Below are 1,310 nucleotides of genomic sequence, written 5' to 3' on the forward strand. Positions count from 1 at the left end.
CGAGTCCGCCCCGCGTAAGCGGGGATGAGCCCCAGAATCGGCTATCCATACTCGGCGTTGGCCCGTCCGCCCCGCGTAAGCGGGGATGAGCCCTAGCGCGGCAAAAAGATCTTCGCGCCATTCAAGTCCGCCCCGCGTAAGCGGGGATGAGCCCCAGCAGGGCGAGAATCGGTACAAGACGGAGTTGTCCGCCCCGCGTAAGCGGGGATGAGCCCGTGGGTGACCTCCGCGCGCTCTGTCGTGGACGGTCCGCCCCGCGTAAGCGGGGATGAGCCTCACTATTAATGGAAGTAACGCAAGTGAAGTACGTCCGCCCCGCGTAAGCGGGGATGAGCCGCCCCGCGCTGCCCGTATCCGAGATCTTCTTCGGTCCGCCCCGCGTAAGCGGGGATGAGCCCAATGATTGATTACGAGTACCGCTCTGGGCATCGTCCGCCCCGCGTAAGCGGGGATGAGCCTTACTAGCGCGATAAACATTCCTTCGATGTATCGTCCGCCCCGCGTAAGCGGGGATGAGCCCTACACCGACTGGATGAAGCGCATGATTGCCTAGTCCGCCCCGCGTAAGCGGGGATGAGCCCCAACAAGGGCCGCACAGCCCTGATAGCGATGAGTCCGCCCCGCGTAAGCGGGGATGAGCCCTGTGACCGTGCCCTCGCGGTACTCGAAGCAGCGTCCGCCCCGCGTAAGCGGGGATGAGCCCCACCGCGATGATTAGTGCAAGTGCACTCATTCGTCCGCCCCGCGTAAGCGGGGATGAGCCCTCAAGCGTGTTATTGGGCTCGTTTGTCTGGTTGTCCGCCCCGCGTAAGCGGGGATGAGCCTAAGGTGCGGGGCCAACGCCCGGTACAGCCCCCGTCCGCCCCGCGTAAGCGGGGATGAGCCCATATCACGCACAGCATCATGTGAGCGCAGATTGTCCGCCCCGCGTAAGCGGGGATGAGCCGAAGTCCCAGCTCACTACCGCATAGCAGATGCAGTCCGCCCCGCGTAAGCGGGGATGAGCCCTCGTGCCACTCTTCCTCATTTTCTGGTTTAAAGTCCGCCCCGCGTAAGCGGGGATGAGCCGTTGGCCCGCGTGGCGGCGTCACCCGTGTTACTGTCCGCCCCGCGTAAGCGGGGATGAGCCCATATGTTCCAGCTTCGGACGTTACGGTGACAAGTCCGCCCCGCGTAAGCGGGGATGAGCCCGATAATGCGGCGTGCGCGGGCGAGGGAAGGCAGTCCGCCCCGCGTAAGCGGGGATGAGCCCAAACGCCTACGCACAGAGCTAGCGAGACTGCAGTCCGCCCCGCGTAAGCGGGGATGAG

General features: G+C 64.9%; 1 CRISPR repeat array.

The features are described 5' to 3' along the window. Window positions 1–3 precede the first annotated feature (3 nt). Window positions 4–1,309: a CRISPR direct-repeat array (repeat unit 25 nt; unit sequence GTCCGCCCCGCGTAAGCGGGGATGA). Window position 1,310 lies beyond the last annotated feature (1 nt).

The organism is Corynebacterium sp. HMSC05D08, assembly GCF_001807215.1.
GTDB classification, from domain to species: Bacteria; Actinomycetota; Actinomycetes; order Mycobacteriales; family Mycobacteriaceae; genus Corynebacterium; species Corynebacterium striatum.